The organism is Streptomyces sp. NBC_00086 (assembly GCF_026343255.1).
GTDB lineage: Bacteria > Actinomycetota > Actinomycetes > Streptomycetales > Streptomycetaceae > Streptomyces.
The window spans coordinates 72,957-88,418 of record NZ_JAPELZ010000004.1 but is presented as its reverse complement, the minus strand read 5'-3'; the positions used below and the strand labels follow the sequence as shown (position 1 = coordinate 88,418).

Below are 15,462 nucleotides of genomic sequence, written 5' to 3'. Positions count from 1 at the left end.
TGACCGGGCGGTCACATGACCGCCCGGTCACGCCGCGGGTCGATGCCCGCCAGCCAGGTGTGACCGTCCGGTCTGTCGCCGTGCGGGAGCCGTGATGCCAACCTCTTCGCCACCCCAGGACGTTCCACCGGGGGCTGCTGCCCAAGGGTCCCTGCCACCCGACGACGTCGACGTGCTCGTCATCGGGTCCGGCTTCGGGGGCAGCGTCACCGCCCTGCGCCTGACCGAGAAGGGATACCGCGTCGCCGTCCTCGAAGCCGGCCGTCGCTTCGCCGACGAGGACTTCCCCCGGACCTCCTGGCGGGTGCGCGACTACCTCTTCGCCCCGCGCCTCGGCTGCCGTGGAATCCTGCGGATGACCCTCCTGGGCAGGGTGCTCGTACTGACCGGTGCGGGCGTCGGCGGGGGATCCCTCGGCTATGCGAACACCCTCTACGATCCACCCCCGCCGTTCTACGAGGGCACCCACTGGGCATCCCTCACCGACTGGCGCACCGAGCTGGCCCCCTATTACGACCAGGCCCGGCGCATGCTCGGGGTCACGCCGAACCCCCGCTTCACCCCGTCCGACCGGGTGCTGAAGGAGGCCGCCCGGGAGATGGGCCGCGAGGACACCTTCCGGCCCACCCCCGTGGGCGTGCACTTCGGGAAGCCCGGCACCGCATCCGGAACGACCTTTCCCGACCCCTACTTCGGTGGCGCCGGTCCCGCCCGTGCCGGCTGCCTGCACTGCGGGGCGTGCATGACCGGGTGCCGGCACAACGCCAAGAACACCCTGCCCAAGAACTATCTCGGACTGGCCGAAGCGGCCGGTGCGAGGGTCGTCGCCGACCGTACCGTCACCGAGGTCCGCCCGAACGCCGATGCCCGCCCGAACACCGACGGCCGCCCGAACACCGATGCCGGCCCGAACGCCGATGCCCGCCCGAACACCGCCGACGGCGCCGGTGCGGGCTGGACCGTCACCTCCGTCCGCACCGGACGCACCCTGCGCCCCGACCCGCGCACCACCACCGCGCGGCACGTCGTCTTCGCCGCCGGAGCCCTCGGCACGCAGCGCCTGCTCCACCGGCTCCGCGCCGCCGGCACCCTGCCCGGCCTCTCACCGCGCCTGGGACACCTGACGCGGACGAACTCCGAGGCGATCCTCGCCGTACGCTCCAAGGATCCCGGCGCCGACTTCACCCAGGGCGTGGCCATCACGTCCTCCGTGCACCTCGACGACGCCACCCACGTGGAGCCCGTCCGGTACGGGCCCGGCAGCAATCTCCTCGCCCTGCTCGGCGCGATCCTCACGGACCCGGTCCCCGGCCGTCCACGGCTCCTGGCCGGCCTCGCCGCGATGGCCGCGAACGCCCGCAGCCTGCTCGCACTGCACCGCCCGCGGAACTGGGCCAAGCAATCGGTGGTCCTGCTGGTCATGCAGTCGGCCGACAACTCCCTCACCACCCGGCTGCGCCGAGGCCTGCTGGGGCCGCGCCTGACGAGCGAGCCCGGCGAAGGCGCCCCCAACCCCACCTGGATACCGGCCGGTCACCGCCTCGCCCGCACCGCCGCACGGCAGAACGACGCCCTGGCGTGCGGAACCTGGGGAGACCTGTTCGACATTCCCACCACCGGCCACCTCATCGGCGGGTGCACCGTCGCCGCCGACCCCGCGCACGGAGTCGTCGATCCCTACCACCGGGTCCACGGGCACCCCGGACTCCACATCGTCGACGGCTCCACCATCTCCGCCAACCTCGGAGTCAACCCCTCCCTGACCATCACCGCACTCGCCGAACGCGCGACCGCCCTGTGGCCCAACAGCGGCGACCCCGACCCCCGACCCCGGCCCGGCGCGCCCTACCGCGGGGTGGATCCCGTACCGCCGCGCCGCCCCGCCGTCCCCGCACACGCCCCCGCCGCGCTGCGGTTCGGGCCCCGATCGCCCGAAGGGCAGGACCCCGATGCCGACGTACCCGCCTGAGCCCTGGCACCTCGCGGGGCAGATGCACCTCTCCCTGTGGCTCGTACCGCGCCGGTCGCTGCCACCGCTGCCGTACGGTGTCCGGCCCGTGACCCTCGCGGGCCGGGCCCTCATGGGCGCGGCCTGGGTCGTCTACGAGAACGACAGCGTCCTGCACTACAACGAGCTCCTCTCCGCCGTGCTGGTCCGCGACGGCCTGCGGCCCCGGGTCACCATCACCGACATCTGGGTGGACAGCCCGCCGTCCATGGCCGGAGGCCGTGAACTCTGGGGTATCCCGAAGGAGTTGGCCGACTTCGACCTCATCCGCGGCGAGGGCCGCGGGGGCATCGAGGCCACGGCCCGGACCGGGGGCGCCACCCTGTGCTCCGCGTCCTTCCGGCCCGCAACCAGGCTGCCGGGACGCTGGCCGGTGTCCTACCGCCTCGCCCAGCAACTCGACGGACGCCTGAAGACCAGCCGCGTGCGCAGCCGCAGCGCTGTCGGCCTGGCCCGGGCCACCTGGCGGATCCCGCCCCGCGGCACGCTCAGGCTCCCGGTCGACGGGCCGCCACTGTTCAGCCTGACCCTGCACGACTTCGGCCTCACCTTCGGCAGCGCCGCCCGGGAAACGTCAACCCCCAAGGCCTGAGACCCCTACGAGGGCCCCGGCGGCCCTTCTTCCCCTCCCGAGGAGCCCTCATGACGCCCGCGACCGATCCGCCCGCCACCCTCTGCGAGGCCTTCCAGCGGACCGTGGCAGCCCAGCCGCAGGAACCCGCCCTGCTCACCCTCACCGGCACCGCGTTGACCTGGGCCCAGTACGCCGACCGCGTCGCCTCCGTCGCCGCCGCGCTGCGCCACCTCGACGTCCGGCGGGGCGAACCGGTCGCCCTCATGCTCACCAACCGGCCCGAATTCCACGTCACCGACTGCGCGGCCCTCCACCTGGGTGCCGTGCCGTTCTCCCTCTACAACAGCCTGCCCGCGGACCAGATACACGACCTGCTGGCCGGTACCGCTGCCCGTGTGGTCGTCACCGAACGCCGCTTCCTGCCCGTGCTGCGCGTCGCCGTCACCGGCACGGCCGTCATGTACCTGGTCACCGTCGACGGCGATGGACACCCCGAGCAGGACGACGTGCTCGTGCTGGGCGACGTCGAGGCGAGCGCGCCCGGCCCGTTCGAACTCGCCTCGGCCCTCGGCGACGTAGGGCCCGACGACCTCGTGACCCTGATCCACACCTCGGGCACCACAGGCCGCCCGAAGGCCGTCGAGATCACCCACCGCGCCATGATGAGCCAACTCGCCGGCACCCAGCAGGTGCTGGAGGTCAGCAGCCGGGACAGTCACATTTCCTTCCTGCCCGCCGCGCACATCGCCGACCGGTGGGGCTCGCACTACACCCACCTCCTCTGCGGAACCCGTCTGACCTGTCTGGACGACATGTCCCGGCTGCCCGAGGCCCTCACCTTCGTGCGGCCCACCCTCTTCGGGGCCGTCCCGGCCGTCTGGCAGCGCACGCGCGCCGCCCTGGAGAGCGCGCTCGCGGACACCGACCCGGCACTTCGCGAACTCGTGGAGAACGCACTCGCCACCGGCCGCCGCCTCGCCCACCGCCGGTCCGCCGGCACCATGACCGCGCCGGAGCACAAGGAACTGGAGGAGGCCGACGGCGTCCTCGGCGCACTGCGCCGGCGCATCGGACTCGATCGTGCCCGGATCTGCATCACCGGAGCCGCGCCCGCGCCCGAGGGGCTCCAGGAGTTCTTCCAGGCGCTCGGACTGCCCCTCACCGACGCCTGGGGCATGTCCGAGCTCAGCGGCATCGCCCTGATCGCACCCCCCGGCGGACAGCGGCCCGGAACGGTCGGCCGACCCGTCCCCGGTGCCGAGGTCAAGATCGCCGCCGACGGCGAGCTCCTCGTACGGGCCCCCTTCCTGATGCGCGGCTACCGCGGAGAGCCCGAGCTCACCGCGCGGACCATCGACGCGGAGGGCTGGCTGCACACCGGGGACATCGCCGCCCTCGACGCCGACGGAGACGTCCGCATCGTCGACCGCAAGAAGGACCTCATCATCAGCACCGGCGGCAAGAACATGGCCCCCGCCCGCATCGAAGGGGTCCTGAAGGAATCCTCGCCCCTGATCGCCCACGCCGTCGTCATCGGCGACGCGAGGCCCTTCAACGTCGCCCTCCTCGTCCCCGACCCGGAAGCGGTCGCCGCCTGGGCCCGCCGCGAGGGCATCACCCCCGCCGAGCCCTTCGACGTGCACCCCGAACTCGCCGCCGCCCTCGCGGAAGCCGTCGCACGAGCCGTGGCCGACGCCAACACCCGCCTCTCACGGCCCGAACGGATCCGTGTCCACGAGGTGATCGCGGAGCCGTGGACGCCCGGCGGACCCGAGCTCACCGTGACGCTCAAGGTCCGGCGCGCCGCGGTCACCGCCCGGTACGCCGAACGGATCGAGGCGCTCTACCGGCGCGGTGAGGCAGCCCGGTGATCTCCGCCGGGCTGGCCCTGCTGGCCACCCTCCAGATCCTGCTCGCCGCCGCCGCATGGCGTACGGGCCCGGCCGGCCGGCTCACCGGCCTCCTCGGCTGCGCCCTCGCCTACGACTCCGCCGTCGTGGCAGCAGGCTCCCTGCTGGGTGAGGGTCGGCTGCTGGAGGCACTGAGCGCCGGCCGCTTCGTCGTCCACGCCCTGGGCACCCCGCTCGTCGTGCCGTGCGCCGCCCTCGCCCTGCGCGCCGGCCGCAACGCCCTCGGCGCCGCGTGGGCCGCCGCCGGCGCGCTGGCCGTGCTCGGTACGGTCACCACCCTGCCGGGCCTGCATCTGCTGCCCCGCCACTGGGCGGACACCCTGCGCTACGCGGACGCCGAGCCGGGAGGCTTCCCGGTGGCCGCCGTCCTGGCGATCGTGCTGCTCCTGTTGATCGGGGCTGCCGCATGGATCCGCGGAGGGACACCCGCGATCGCCCTCGGCGCCTTCGCCGTGTTCGCGGCCTCGGCCGCGGCCTTCGCGGCGCCGCCGCTGGGGAACCTGGGGGAGGCCATGATGCTGGCGGGTCTGCTCGCCGCTGTGCGGCGTGACCAGGCACGGCCTGCCCTGCACGCCTGAGACGTTCCCTCAGGGTCAACAGTGTTTCGTAGAAAGAAACACCCGGACTATTGGCGTGTGCGCGTCAATATGCTGAAGTAGCACACAGCGTTTCCCTCTCCGATACCCCCACAGGAGGGCACCACCGTGCTACGCACCCTCAAGCGCGCCGTCCCAGCCATCATGCTGGCCGTCGCCGCGACGCTGTCCGCCCCCACCGCCCTGGCGGCCACCCCCCACACCGCCGCCGCGGCGGCGGCCGACCCCGCCTCGCCCGGGGCCTACCCCGTCGCCTACACGGACGTCAGCGTCTCCGCCGCCGGCCGCTCCTACAGCGCCCGCGTCTGGTACCCCGGCACGACCGCCGGCGCCAACGCACCCGTCGCCCAGGGCCTCCACCCCGGCCTCGCCTTCGGCCACGGCTTCTTCCAGGACATCTCCAAGTACGAGAGCACCCTGCGCCACTACGCCTCGTGGGGCTTCATCACGGTCACTCCCAAATCCCAGGGCGGCCTGGCACCCAGCCACACCGGCTTCGCGGACGACCTCAACGCCGGCCTCACCTGGCTGACCACCCAGAACTCCACCACCGGATCCCGCTTCGCGGGCACCGTCGACACCGGCCGCTACGCCGTGTCCGGCCACTCCATGGGCGGCGGCGCGGCCCTGCTCGCCGCGTCCCGCAACCCGGCCGTCAAGACCGTCACCACCCTCGCCGCCGCCGAGACCAACCCCTCCGCGGTCACCGCCTCCGCCGCCCTCACCGTCCCGGCCCAGTACGTCGGCGGCAGCAAGGACACCATCGCCGGCGTCGAGGGCAACCAGCGCAAGATGTACGACGCGAAGCCCGCCCCCACCCAGCTCCGCGTCATCACCGGCGGCTTCCACTGCGGCTTCACCGACAGCAACGGCTTCGGCTGCGACAGCGGATCGGTCACCCGCGCCGAACAGCAGCGCCTCACCCGCTCGGTCACCACGACCTACCTGCTCCACACCCTCGGCCTCGACGCCTCCCTGCGCGACCAGGTGTGGGGCGCGGCCGCCCAGACCCTGCCGGGCGTCGTGTACACCGCCAAGCCCTGACCCCGCCCCGCTGATCGGCTTCGGTGCCGATCCCTGCCCGGAGGATCCCGGGGGAGCCCGGAGGAGCACCGTGAGCGCACCCGTTCCCCACCTCGACCCCGATCGTGAGCGGCGCGCGTTCACCGTGTTCCCCGGGCGGCCCCCGGTCACCGTCCGGCGGGGCGCACCCGCCCCGTTCGGATGGTGGCCGGCCGTATGCATCGCCCTCGTCGCGGCGATCGACCGCATCGAGTACAACCTCCTCGCAGGCGCCCTGCCCAAGATCCAGGAGGAGTTCGGATTCGGAGACGCCGCCGGCGGCGCCATCGCCACCGCCGGATCGCTCGCCGCCGTGATCCTGCTGCTCCCCGCCGGCCGTCTCGCCGACACCGCCCGCCGCAACTGGACCGTGGCCGCCGTCGTCGCGGTCTGGTCGCTCCTCACCGTCGGCACCGGGCTGGTCGGCAGCTACCTCGCCCTCTTCACCGTCCGCGTCTTCCTCGGGGCCGCCGGGCAGCTCTACAACCCACCCGCCTCCAGCCTCCTCGCCGACTGCTACCCCGGCCCCGGACGTACCCGGGCCTTCGGCTACGAACGCATGGCCTACTTCGGCGGCCTGCCCATCGGCGTCATCGCGGGCGGGGCCCTCGCGGAGAGCGTCGGCTGGCGCACGGGATTCTTCCTGGTCGCCGTACCCGGCCTCCTCGTAGCCCTCCTCGTCCTCACCCTGCGCGAACCGGTCCGGGGCACCGGCGACCGCCTCACCCTGTGGTACCGGCGCGAGGGCGGCGACCCCGACCCCGCCACCGAGCCCACCACCGAACCCGGCACCCCGGATCCGGTCCCCGCACCGAGCGGCGGCCGTCCCGTACCGCCCCCGCTGCTCACCCAGCTGCGCGAACTCCTGCGCATCCGCACCCTGCGCAAGGTCGTCACCGGCCTGAGCATCCTCTTCTTCGGCCTGGGAGGCCTCTTCTACTGGATGCCCTCCTACTACGACCGCTTCTTCGGCCTCGGCGAGGCGGAGGCGGCCGCGGTGGCGGGCGGGAGCGGGCTGGTCGGCATCGTCGCGGGAATCGTGACGGGCAGCTGGCTCGGAGACCGGGACCGCGGCCCGCGCAAGGGCCGCCGTATCGCCATCGGCGGCGCCGGACTCCTCCTCGGCACCCTTGCCCTGGCCGGAGCCGTCACCCTGCAGGTCCTCATTCCCCAGGCCCTGTGCTTCACCCTTGCCAACTTCGGCTTCGCCGCCGCGCTCGCCAACCTCACCGCCGCGAACGCCGACGTCGTCGCGGCCGAACGCCGGGGCCTCGGCTTCGCCGTCCTCCAACTGCTCGTCACGCTCGGCGGATCCCTCGGCCCCTGGCTCATCGGCCTCGCCTCCGATGCCACGGGATCGCTGCGCACCGCCTTCCTCGTGGTCCTCCTCCCCCTCCTCGTCGGATCCGCGGTCGTCCTGAGCGGCCGGGGCTCCTACGAGGCCGACGCGGCCGAGGCAGCCCGCCGGTCGGTCTGACCCGAGCCACACCCCGACGCGGTCGACTCGCGCTCCGGGCAAGGACGTTCCCGCAAGACAAGCCAGTACAGACAAGCCAGTACTCGCCGAAGACGGCCAAGAAGAACGGACTGCTTGATGGCACACACCACGCACCACGCACGGCGCCGCACCAGCCGCACCAGCCGCGGCATCGCGGCGGGCCTGCTCGGATTCGCCCTCCTGACCGCCGCTTCCACCGCCGGCACGGCGGCCGCGGCCGAGACCCCCGAGAGCCCCACCACCTTCCCCACCCTCGTCTACACGGCAACCGTCGGGCCGGACGCCGCCGACGTCTACTACCCCGAAACGGGCGGCCGGCTTCCGGTCGTCCTGCTCCAGCAGGGCGCCAACGTCGACAAGAGCCACTACGAGGGATACGCCCGCACCGTGGCCGCGTTCGGCTTCGTCGTCGTGGTGCCCAACCACCTCCGCGCGGTGTTCGGCATCCCCGGTCTGTGGGCCTCCGCCGACCAGAGCCTGACCACCGTCGCCTGGTCGAAGGCCGAGAACACCAGGGCCGACAGCCCCCTCGCCGGCCGGCTGGACCCCGCCTCCTTCGCTCTCCTCGGTCACTCCTTCGGCGGCGCCGCCGGCGTCGCGACCGTCCAGGGCCAGTGCGCACCGCCCTTCTGCTTCGGCCTCCCGCCGGGCGCCGTCAAGCCCGCGGAACTGAAGGCGGCCGCCTTCTTCGGCACCAACAACGCCCCGCCCGGCGGCGGCCCCGTCGCCCCGATCGCCAACACGGTGCCCGTCGCGCTGATCCAGGGAGCCGCCGACGGCGTCGCCGCCCCGGCAGCCGCCCACGCCACGTACGAGGCACTCCAGCTCAAGCCGAAGGCCCTCGTGACCGTGGCCGGGGTCAACCACTACGGCATCACCAACGTCCAGAACCCCGCCGGCGCGGCCCCCGACCCCTCGGCCCAGACCACCGGCCAGGTCGACGGCATACGTACCTCCGCCCGATGGTCGGCCCTCTTCCTGAAGGCCTCGCTCGGCGATTCCTTCGCCCGGTCCTACGTCCGCTACTGGGGAGACTCCGCCGACTCCGCGGTCACGGTCCAGCAGTCCTACTGAGGCCAGGACCTGTCCAACAGAACGGCATCCTCCCGGCACGCGGCCGGGAGGATGCCGTTTCGTATGCGAGGGAGAACGTCCCCGCGACGACTCAGTCGCGGGTCCAGAACATGACGCTGTTGGACTCGAAGACGGTGAACACGGCCTCGTTGCGCCGGGGCCGGGTGCGATCGAGATCGGTCACCACGGCGCCTCCGGCCTGACCCGCACCGCTCGCCAGGACGTGCGTCGCGAACGTGTGATCGGCCTTCTGCTCCAGCCAGAACAGCCGGTCGTCACCGTCGCCGGACACCAGGAGATCGACGTCACGGTCCCCGTCCAGGTCGCCGCTGCCGAACACCCCGGGCGCGGCCTGGCCGGCCCGCCCGCGCGAGGTGATGCCGTTCGAAACGGCGGTCGCGGTCCAAGCGGAGCGCGGGTCCGCGGGCACCGAGAAGACGACCACCTGCGAGGTCGGGTCGGTCGAGCCCGGAGGGAAGGCCGTATTGGTGTGGTTGGAGCCCACCCATGTCGTTCGGCCGTCGCCGTAGAGGTTGCGTACCGGCCGCAGGGCGATGGCCTTGCCCTGCGTGGTGTCGACCACATGCCGCGCGAACCGGCCCATCGGGTGCTCCCGGCTCGGCGCCGCGGTGCGTTCCAGCCAGACGTATCCGGCTCCGGGCTCGAAGTACTGCGGGGAAGCGAGGTCCAGGTCCCCGTCGGAGTCGACGTCCTCCACGACGGGGAGGGCGCCACCGCCGGCCGCGACGTCGACCGGTTCGCTGCTGAAGCGCTCGGGTCCGGCCGTGCCGCGGAAGACCTGGATCCAGGCGTTGGCCGCCGGCCGGCCCGCGATCCGGGTGACGGGCTGGGAGGACTCGCCGACCGTCACCAGATCGCGCCGGCCGTCGCGGTCGAAGTCGACCAGGAGGGCCCGGTGGTAGAACAACGGCGAACTGCCCGGCGGCACGATGTCATGACGCTTCCAGGATCCCCTGCGCTGCTCCCACCAGGTGAGGGATCCGCACGCGGTCGCGCAGCGGAAGAAGCCCCCCGGCACCACGATGTCGCGGTCGCCGTCGCGGTCGACGTCGGACACGGCCGGTTCGTTCGGAAAGGGAATCGCGGCGTCGGTGTCGAAGACCAGCTGCTTCGACCAGGTGTCGAGACCGTGCCCGCTCTGCCGGTAGACGGCGAGCTGGCCGGCCGACGGGGGAATCGGCGGGCCGCCCGGAACGGTCGTGAAGCGGCCGAAGCCCGTGGCCACGATCTCCTGCCGGACGTCGCCCACGACGTTGCCCGTCACGGCGAAGGCAGCGCCGGGCAGGTCCGGGTCGACCGTGTGCGGCGAGAAGGAGGCGGGCGGGGGAGCCGTGGGCGGAGCCCCCGCGGGAGGAGCCGCCGCCAGGGGCGACAGGGCCATGAGCACGGCCAGGGCCGGACGGATCAGTGCAGGCACGAGGTACCCCCTCTGTTGGTAGACATGCCGTGTCGTGGTGGAGTCAGTGCTCGCGCAGCAGGGTGCCGTGGCCGTACAGCGGCTCATGCAGGCCGTTGTCCCGCAGGGCCATCCACCAGGTGGCGGCGTTGATGGCGATCACCGGTAGCCCGAGCCACCGCTCCGCCTCGTCCGCGAGGGAGACCATCGACAGGTTCGTCCCGCACTGCACGATGGCCTCCACCCCCGGCAGCGCCGCCAGCTCGACCAGCGCGGAGCGCAGTTCGGCCTCCGGTACGTGCGCGATCGAAACGGCCGTCGGACAGCGCAGGCCCCTGATGCCGGCCACCTCGAACCCGAGCTCGGTGAAGAACCGGTCGACGTTGGCATCGCCGACCGGCTGGTACGGGGTCACCACGGCGATGCGCCGGGCCCCGAACAGGTGCAGGGCCCGCTCGCAGGCCTCGGCGCCGGTGGCCACCCGCAGTCCCGTGATGTCGTGGATCTGCCGGACGAAGGCCCGGTTGCCTTCGACGCCGCCCCAGAACGTCTCCGCGCTCATGCCCATGACCATGTAGTCCGGCTCGCAGGTCAGCACCCGCTCGCAGGCAGCGCCGATCTCGTCGCGGATCTGCTCCAGAAGCCGTTCCATGCCGGCGTCGTGGGCCATGTTCTGATCGCGGATGTGGATGCGGGAGAAGTGCGCCGTCACACCGGGTACGGCCATCCGGTAGAAGTCGGGTTCCACGATGGTGTTGGTGCTGGGGGCGATGACACCGAACTTGCGCCTCCAGCCGAGACTGTCCGTCATTCACGCCGCCGATCGGTCGGAGGTGGGGGAGGAAGAGAGGGAGGAAGCGGCGCGCAGGCGCTTCTCCAGCCTCCAGGCGAGCAGGACGAAGGCGCCTTGTGTGAGGGTGTTGGCCGACTGCTCCACCCATTGCAGTGCCACGCTCTGGTCGGGGCGGGCCGCCAGCGGCCCCAGTACGTACATGCCGGTGAGCCACAGTCCACCGGCGGCGGCGGCCGCGGTGTCGCCGTGTGCGCGGGCGAGCAGGATGAGGCGGACACCGCACACGGTGACGGCCACGATGGTCAGCACCATGTGGGGCGCCGTCGACCTCAGGGCCAGCCCCGCGGCCCCGGTGGCCGACCACAGCGCGGCGAACCCCCACAGCGGCGGAGGCGTACGCCGTGCCGGATCGCCCGGCCCGTTCGACGGGAGCGTGAGGAGCGCGTGGGCCAGGAGGAGGAAGCCGAAGGACAGGCACGGGAAGAGCGCCTTGTTCATGGCCTGTACGTCGGGGCCGTCCAGGGCCACCAGCAGCTTCCAGACGGCCTTGGAGAGGCCGCCGAGGAGGATCAGCGCCGTGCCTGCCGCCGCGGTGCGGCCGGTGCGCGGACGCAGGGTGCGCAGCGGCCCGATCAGCAGGGCCGCGCCCGCGCCCGTCAGGAGGACGGGGACGAAGTCCTCGACCGCGAGCGACAACGGATAGTCCAAGGCCGCGCTCATGAGGCACCCTCCCGCTCGGGGGCACCGGGCAGGGTCTCCGGGAGCACGGACCGCTTGCGCAGCGCGGCCGTCGCGAACCGGGCGGCCGCCTTGCGGCGCGTCAGCCATGCGACCCGGCCGCCGTTGGCCGTACGGTCGGCCAGGACCCGGTCCGCCAGCCACGGGGTGACGGTTTCCACCCGGTCGGCCAGGATGTTGAGCACGGCCCGCGCCTTCGCGTACTCGGCGGGGGTGTAGTCGTGCAGCAGCAGGTCCGTGACGACGATCCCGGGCGACAGGAGCTGCGCCCTGACGTCGTGGGTCCGGGTGTCCTGCTCCTTGCGCAGGTCGGCGGCCAGAGCCTGGGTGAGGTAGGTGACGGCTCGTTTGCTCGCGCCGTAGACGCTCAGCCCGGGCATGATCCGGCCGTCGGAACCGAAGCCCTCCATGTTCCACAGCCGGCCGCGGCCCAGACGCAGGAAGTGCTCCGCCGCGACGGCGCTGCCGTTGACGACTCCGCGCAGATTGACCTCCGTCACGGCGTCGGCCTGTCGTGCGTCCAGGCTCCACAGCGGCTTGCGGGCCGTGGTCGCCCCGGCGTTGTTGATCCAGATGTCCGCCGGCCCGAAGGCCTCCTCGGCCGCCGTCCACAGCGCGGCCACCTGCTGCCGGTCCGTCACGTCCGCCACGTGGCCGATGGCCTGCGGCCCACCGCCGAGACGCGTGAGGGCGGCCTCGACGCCCGCCGCGTCCCGCCCGCAGACGGCAACCCGGCAGCCGCGGTCGAGGAACGCGCGGGCCAGGCCGAACCCGATGCCCCGGGTGCCGCCGGTGACCACCACGGTCGGGGTCATGACGCGGCCTCCCAGTCGAGTACGCCGTGCAGGACCGCCGCCAGTGCGTTCCCGCCGAACAACTCGTACGTCACGGCCAGGCGGCCGCCCGCCGCCATCGCGGGACGTGCGTCGAGCACGAACTCCCGCCCGCGCACGCGGTGCACGTCTCCGCCGGTGAAGTGCCACAGGGGGAAATTGGCCCGGCCGAAGGCCTGCGCGTTGCCCCACGCGTCCGGTCCCTCCCAGAACTCGCGGGCGCCGTCGCGCCGCCGCTCCACCGAGAAGGACCGGTCCAGGCCGGCCCCCCGCCAGGTGACGTGGTGGCGGGTGCGCAACAGGTCCACCGGACGGACGGCGATCTCCACCTCCACATCGCCCAGGTGCTTCTGCTCGGCGCTCCACAGCTCGCACGAACCCGTGAAGCTGCCGTTCTGCTTGGTGGGCAGGATCCACGGCACGGGGCCGGCGTCCGTCTCGGCCGCCAGGTGCCGTGCGACGCGGTCGCGGGTGCCCTCGTTGACGTCGTGGTCGGTGGTGCGCACGTACACGCCGTTGAAGCAGCCGATCACGGTCCAGCCCTGGTGCAGCACCGAGGAGTAGACCTGGGTGGCCCCGTCGGGCAGGACGTGGTTCCAGGTGTTCAGCGCGACCTGCCAGCCCGGTCCGTAGTAGTGGGCGTCGACGAAGGCGCCGTAGGGCTGCCCGCTGCCGTGGAAGTCCGGGCCCGTGTAGAGGCGGTTGTCGTCGGCGTCGGTGACCGCGAAGGCGAACGGCGCTGCGAGCTGGAACCGGCCGGCGAGCGGGCCGCCCTGGCGCAGGCCGCCGTCCATCCGGTACACCGTCCCCCCGTCGGTGAACTCCGAGGAGCGGCGGATGTCCTCGTATCCGCACCAGGTTCCCTGCGCGTCGAACAGCGAAGGACGGCCGTGCCATTCGCCCGCGATGCGCTGCTGCCACTCGCTCGGCCCGGGCGCGGAGGCGTCGCTCATGACGCGGCCTCCCCGTCGGGCAGTCTGCCGGTGGTCAGCAGTCCGCGCAGGCCGTCGGTGACGGCCGTGCCCAGCAGTCGGTCCACCTGGGCCCAGACGGGGTCGATCTCCCGGCTGAACAGGGCCTGGCGCAGCCGCCGGTCGCGCAGAGGGGCGTCCGCCTCCTTGGCCTCGCCGGCGGCGTCGGCCGGAAACGCCCGGGTCAGCTCCAGCCAGTGCCGCAGGTATCCCTCCGCGATCGGAGTGATGGCGTGCAACGCGCTCTCGTCGGCGCGGTGTACGAGCATCCACGGTGACATCAGGGAACGCTGTCGGGGGCTGATGGCCGCCGGTGTCAGACCCGGTATCTCCGAGGCCCGGGCGAACGCCTGCGTCAGCGGCCCGTACACGAGGTCCGCGTAGGCAGGGTTCACGGCGAGGTCGACGCGCTGGACCAGGTCCAGGTGGAAGGCGTACCCGCCGCCGGCCTGGACGGAGTCGAGGGTGAAGTGCGGCAGCGGCGAGTCCGCGGCGCCGAACGCGAACACCATGTGGCTGTCGAGGCCGAAGGCCGGCACCACCAGGGAGATGGTGACGACGGCGTCGACGCCGTGGTGTCCCGCGCCGCGGAAGTAGCGTACGGAGCCCACCGGATCGGGGGTGGCGGGGGTGGTCAGCACGGCCCAGGGCGTGGGCCGCTCTTCGAGCGCCGTACCGGCGAGCAGGGCGTCCAGGATCGTCCGGGACAAGCGGGCGGCGGGAGTCGTGCTGCCGCTGGAGTCGTCGGGTGGGGATGCGGAGGATGTCACGTGCCTACTCCTTCTCACTGGCCGGGGACTGCGCCCCTTCGACGGTCGGGTGGAACCCCTGGGCCTTCTGTTCCCAGGCGCGTGCCAGCTCGGGTACGGCGCGCCGGCCCGGGGAGGCGATCACGGTGGCGCTGCGCGCCGGGACATCGCCGATGATGCGATCGGCGTCGCTCACCGCCCATCCCTTCGCGGCGAGCTCCTGGCGGCGCCGTCGGTAGGCGACGGAGATCATGTCCGAGCGCAGGTGCAGCTCGGCGCCGAGGTCGGCCGGCAGCAGTTCGGGACGGGTTCCGTCCACGACCGGGGCGTCCTGGTCGAAGATCCCCAGGACCCGCTTGCGGGCGTTGCCGTCGGCCCAGTCACCGGTGAAGAAGTCGCGCAGCGCCACCCACTTCACCAGGGTGGTGGTCTCGTCGACGGGAATGTTGGTGTCGTAGATGATCATGTTGCCGAGGGGCAGCCGTACGTGCAGTTTGATCAGGTTGGGCAGCATCCAGCCGGCGGTGGTCACCACCGGCGGCCGGTCCTTGCCCTGCGAGCGGCGGTCCGTGTACAGCTTGCTCCACAAGCCCCTGGCGGCCGGCGGGTTGAGAGCCACGGTGGCGAAGGCGGACCACTCGTCCGGCTGCTCGACCGTGTATTCCTCCACCTCCGGCCGGTCCGGGTTGCCGAAGGCTCCCGCGTGCACGAAGGGGGTGTGCGCGATGTCGCAGCCGTTCTCCAGGATCCGCTCGTAGTTGGAGTGCCAGAGGTACTCGCCGGTCACCGCCTTGAACCGGCCGCCGTCCTGGACCAGGTCGTCGAACTCCGGCCAGAGGGGGATCGGCGGCCTCTCCTCCTCGGGAAGATCGCCCAGGAACACCCAGACGAAGCCGTACCGCTCCTGGACGGGGTACGAGTCCACCCGCGCCTTCCTAGGGATGCCCCGGCCGGGCTGGTTGGCGGGAATGGTGGTGCACGTGCCCTCGGGGTCGAAGCGCCAGCCGTGGTAGGGACACACCACGCAGTCGTCCTTGAGGGTGCCGGCGGACAGGGCGGCCCCGCGGTGCGCGCACAGGTCGGAGAGCGCGACCGGCAGGCCGGCCGCGGTGCGGTACAGGACGAGGGACTGGCCGAGACAGACGGCCTTCAGGGGCTTGCGGACGACACGGTCGGAGAACTCGACCGCGTACCAGAAGTTCTTCAGCATCGGTGGGGCACCTCGCGGTTCATGACGGT

14 protein-coding genes are annotated in these 15,462 nt (G+C 72.7%); 7 read left to right on the top strand and 7 right to left on the bottom strand.

From position 1 onward, the window contains the following. The first annotated feature begins 94 nt into the window (after positions 1-94). The 7 genes from OG276_RS40425 (at position 95) to OG276_RS40395 (ending at position 8,722) form a co-directional block, all read left to right on the top strand. The gene (locus tag OG276_RS40425; protein ID WP_323182433.1) at positions 95-1,969 is read left to right on the top strand and encodes a GMC family oxidoreductase; all 1,875 of its coding nucleotides are present in this window, start codon (positions 95-97) and stop codon (positions 1,967-1,969) included. Beyond that, positions 1,950-2,600, top strand: a complete 651-nt coding sequence (locus OG276_RS40420; RefSeq protein ID WP_266914798.1) for an acetoacetate decarboxylase family protein — start codon at positions 1,950-1,952, stop codon at positions 2,598-2,600. The genes OG276_RS40425 and OG276_RS40420 overlap by 20 nt, the downstream gene beginning before the upstream one ends. Before the next feature lie 50 nt (positions 2,601-2,650). Then, entirely contained in the window at positions 2,651-4,453 is a 1,803-nt protein-coding gene (locus tag OG276_RS40415; protein WP_266914796.1) for a long-chain fatty acid--CoA ligase, read from the top strand. Then, positions 4,450-5,070, top strand: a complete 621-nt coding sequence (locus OG276_RS40410) for a hypothetical protein (RefSeq protein ID WP_266914794.1) — start codon at positions 4,450-4,452, stop codon at positions 5,068-5,070. The genes OG276_RS40415 and OG276_RS40410 overlap by 4 nt, the downstream gene beginning before the upstream one ends. A gap of 126 nt (positions 5,071-5,196) precedes the next feature. Then, complete coding sequence (locus OG276_RS40405; RefSeq protein WP_266914792.1) at positions 5,197-6,132, top strand: alpha/beta hydrolase; 936 nt, start codon at positions 5,197-5,199, stop codon at positions 6,130-6,132. Positions 6,133-6,202: 70 nt separating this feature from the next. After that, positions 6,203-7,627, top strand: a complete 1,425-nt coding sequence (locus tag OG276_RS40400) for an MFS transporter (protein WP_266914790.1) — start codon at positions 6,203-6,205, stop codon at positions 7,625-7,627. A 117-nt stretch (positions 7,628-7,744) separates the two neighbouring features. Beyond that, positions 7,745-8,722 carry a hypothetical protein gene (locus OG276_RS40395; RefSeq protein ID WP_266914788.1) on the top strand — a complete coding sequence of 326 codons (978 nt, stop codon included), beginning with the start codon at positions 7,745-7,747 and terminating at the stop codon, positions 8,720-8,722. A 91-nt stretch (positions 8,723-8,813) separates the two neighbouring features. Here OG276_RS40395 and OG276_RS40390 read toward each other — a convergent pair whose 3' ends face one another. Genes OG276_RS40390 through OG276_RS40360 form a run of 7 tightly spaced genes read right to left on the bottom strand, consistent with a single transcriptional unit; the run spans position 8,814 to position 15,433 of the window. Next, positions 8,814-10,160, bottom strand: coding sequence for a VCBS repeat-containing protein (locus tag OG276_RS40390; RefSeq protein WP_266914786.1), 1,347 nt, complete (start codon positions 10,158-10,160; stop codon positions 8,814-8,816). 43 nt (positions 10,161-10,203) lie between these two features. Then, positions 10,204-10,950, bottom strand: coding sequence for an arylmalonate decarboxylase (locus OG276_RS40385; protein ID WP_266914784.1), 747 nt, complete (start codon positions 10,948-10,950; stop codon positions 10,204-10,206). Then, a complete protein-coding gene (locus OG276_RS40380) occupies positions 10,951-11,652 on the bottom strand; it encodes a hypothetical protein (RefSeq protein ID WP_266914782.1) in 702 nt (233 codons plus the stop codon). Then, positions 11,649-12,485, bottom strand: a complete 837-nt coding sequence (locus tag OG276_RS40375) for an SDR family oxidoreductase (protein ID WP_266914780.1) — start codon at positions 12,483-12,485, stop codon at positions 11,649-11,651. The genes OG276_RS40380 and OG276_RS40375 overlap by 4 nt, the downstream gene beginning before the upstream one ends. After that, on the bottom strand, positions 12,482-13,456 hold the full coding sequence (locus OG276_RS40370) for a hypothetical protein (protein ID WP_266914778.1): 975 nt from the start codon (positions 13,454-13,456) through the stop codon (positions 12,482-12,484). The genes OG276_RS40375 and OG276_RS40370 overlap by 4 nt, the downstream gene beginning before the upstream one ends. Beyond that, the gene (locus OG276_RS40365; protein ID WP_266914776.1) at positions 13,453-14,244 is read right to left on the bottom strand and encodes a hypothetical protein; all 792 of its coding nucleotides are present in this window, start codon (positions 14,242-14,244) and stop codon (positions 13,453-13,455) included. The genes OG276_RS40370 and OG276_RS40365 overlap by 4 nt, the downstream gene beginning before the upstream one ends. A 4-nt stretch (positions 14,245-14,248) precedes the next feature. Continuing rightward, positions 14,249-15,433, bottom strand: a complete 1,185-nt coding sequence (locus tag OG276_RS40360; RefSeq protein WP_266914774.1) for an aromatic ring-hydroxylating dioxygenase subunit alpha — start codon at positions 15,431-15,433, stop codon at positions 14,249-14,251. Between the last annotated feature and the right edge of the window lie 29 nt (positions 15,434-15,462).